The following is a 2183-nucleotide window of genomic DNA, read 5'->3' on the forward strand; positions in this document are numbered from 1 at the left end:
CCCGGGGCACATCGCGCCCGTCGCCCAGGTCTCAGGCGAAACGGTTCGTCAGCCGTCGCACTGCTGCAGCATGGCCTTCTTGTCCGCCTCGGTGACCGGCAGCTGGTACTTCAGCGAGACCTGGGCGAAGCGCACGGCGTAGGAGCAGCGGATGTCGGTGTTGGCGGGCAGCCAGGTGGCCGGGCCGGAGTCGCCCTTGGAGGCGTTCTGCGAGCCGTCGGCGGGGATCAGGTTGAGCGGGTCGTTGGCGATCTGGACCCGCTTGGCCTTGTCCCACTTGCTGGCGCCCATCTGCCAGTCGTAGGAGAGCGGCATCACGTGGTCGATCTGGATCTTGGTGGCCTGCTGCTTGGTCCAGTCGACGGTCTTGCCGGTGTACGGGTCGTAGATGCTCATCGAGGTGACCACGCAGTTCGAGCCGTCCTTGCGCTCGACGGCGGTGCCGTCCCGGGCGAGCAGGTCGTTGCGGGTATCGCAGTTGTTGTGGCCGAGCGGGACGCCGTCGACGTTGTCGGTCCAGGCGGGGCCGAACTCGTTGCGGTCGTAGCCGTCCTTGGTGCCGACGGGGGCGGTGGTGACCTTGGCGATGAGGTCCCGGCCGGCCTTCCGGTCCTCGGGGGTGGTCAGCGGCGCGAGGCCCGGCTTGGTGCCGTCCGGGTTCTGCAACGGGCTGGTGCCCACGCCCCCGGCGGGTGCGGCGGAGCCGCCGGTCGACTTGTGGTCGCGGCCTTCCACCAGCCAGCCGACCAGCGCGAGCACGCATATCAGGAAGACGGAGGCGGCGGACAGCCAGGTACGGCGGGCGGGCACGGAGAGCTCCCGGAGTCAGGGGTGGGTTGACGGCGAACCAGCAGACCAGCCGCCCAAGAGCAGGTCAAGCCGACGCCACGGCCGGGCCAAGGAGCATGTCGAAGCTCACACTCCGCCAGGTCGCGCAGCCCCGCCGGGTGCTGCGCTCGCCGTCCGCACCGGGCACCCTGGGCGCATGCGGAACCTCAGCCGGTCCACCCCGGTCGCCCTGGTCCTCGCCGCCGGAGGGGGCCGCCGCCTCGGCGGGCGGCCCAAGGCGCTGATCCGCTACGCGGGCCGGCCGCTGGTGGAGCACGCGGTGGCCACCGTACGGGCCGGCGGCTGCCCGGACGTGACGGTGGTGCTGGGCGCGGAGCGCGACCGGGTGCGGTCCAAGGCGCACCTGCCGGGCTGCCGGCTGGTGGCCAACCCGGACTGGGCGCAAGGCATGGGCTCCTCGCTGCGCGCCGGGCTGGCCGCTCTGCCGGCGGGGGCCCCGGCGGTGCTGGTGATGCTGGTGGACACCCCGGGCGTCACCCCGGCCGCGGTGGCCCGGCTGCTGGCCGCGCACCGGGCGGGCGCCGAACTGGCCGCGGCGGCCTACGGCGGGCGGCGCGGGCACCCGGTGCTGATCGGCGCCCGGCACTTCGCCGAGGCGGCCGAGGGCGCCCGGGGCGACTCCGGGGCCCGCGCCCTGCTGGCGGCGCACGCCGCCGACCTCGTCCTGGTCGAGTGCGCGGACGTCGCCGTGCCGGACGACCTGGACACCCCCGCCGACCTGGCCCGCTGGTCGGCGGGCTGAGGATCGCCCGCAGGCCGTTCCGTACGCCGACCGCATGTCCTCCGCACGCCGACCGCTCACCGTTCCGCACGCCGACCGCGCGTCCTCCGCACGCCGACCGCTCACCGTTCCGCACGCCGACCGCGTGTCCTCCCTGTCGCATCCTCCCTGCGAAGGGTTCGGCGCCACCCGCACCGGGCAGCCTCCCCTGATCCGTCCCTGAGGATTGCCCCATTCCGCGCCCAGAGCGGGACGTTTCGGGGAGCATGGGAAGCACCCACCCGATACCGACGGACGGAGCCCGCGATGGCCGGACTGCCCGACGACTTCACCGGACACGACCCCGCGCGGCCAGGGCCGGGGACGGGCGGTGGCGCCCGGGCGATCCGCTGCCCCGCCTGCCGCCGCGAGCACCTGTACGAACCTCCCTCGTTGCCCTGTCCGTGCGGCGCCTCGCTGAAGGTGCCGCTGCTGCGCGGCGGGGTGCCGGTGCAGGTGCGGTTCCGCTCCTGGGAGGACTCCTGGCTGAGCATGCGCTGCCCGCACTGCGGCCGCTCCGACCAGTGGCCGCAGCCCGAGTTCACCTGCAACTGCGGCGCCACCGTCCGGCTTC

General features: G+C 74.3%; 2 protein-coding genes and 1 pseudogene. 2 read left to right on the top strand and 1 reads right to left on the bottom strand.

Annotated elements, in window-relative coordinates:
- Positions 1-48 precede the first annotated feature (48 nt).
- Complete coding sequence (locus J0670_RS36395; RefSeq protein ID WP_207817024.1) at positions 49-810, bottom strand: HNH endonuclease family protein; 762 nt, start codon at positions 808-810, stop codon at positions 49-51.
- Positions 811-985: 175 nt separating this feature from the next.
- On the opposite strand from J0670_RS36395, the gene J0670_RS36400 reads away from it, so the two are divergent.
- Positions 986-1591 carry an NTP transferase domain-containing protein gene (locus tag J0670_RS36400; RefSeq protein ID WP_207817026.1) on the top strand — a complete coding sequence of 202 codons (606 nt, stop codon included), beginning with the start codon at positions 986-988 and terminating at the stop codon, positions 1589-1591.
- A 285-nt stretch (positions 1592-1876) separates the two neighbouring features.
- A pseudogene (locus J0670_RS36405) lies at positions 1877-2183 on the top strand (hypothetical protein); the annotation flags it as partial.

Origin of the sequence: Streptomyces sp. FH025 (assembly GCF_017427025.1) — a bacterium.
Lineage (GTDB): Bacteria > Actinomycetota > Actinomycetes > Streptomycetales > Streptomycetaceae > Kitasatospora.

Bases quoted from the DNA above. Each gene is read 5' to 3' on its own strand.
- J0670_RS36400 (WP_207817026.1), top strand. From the start codon at position 986: ATGCGGAACCTCAGCCGGTCCACCCCGGTCGCCCTGGTCCTCGCCGCC.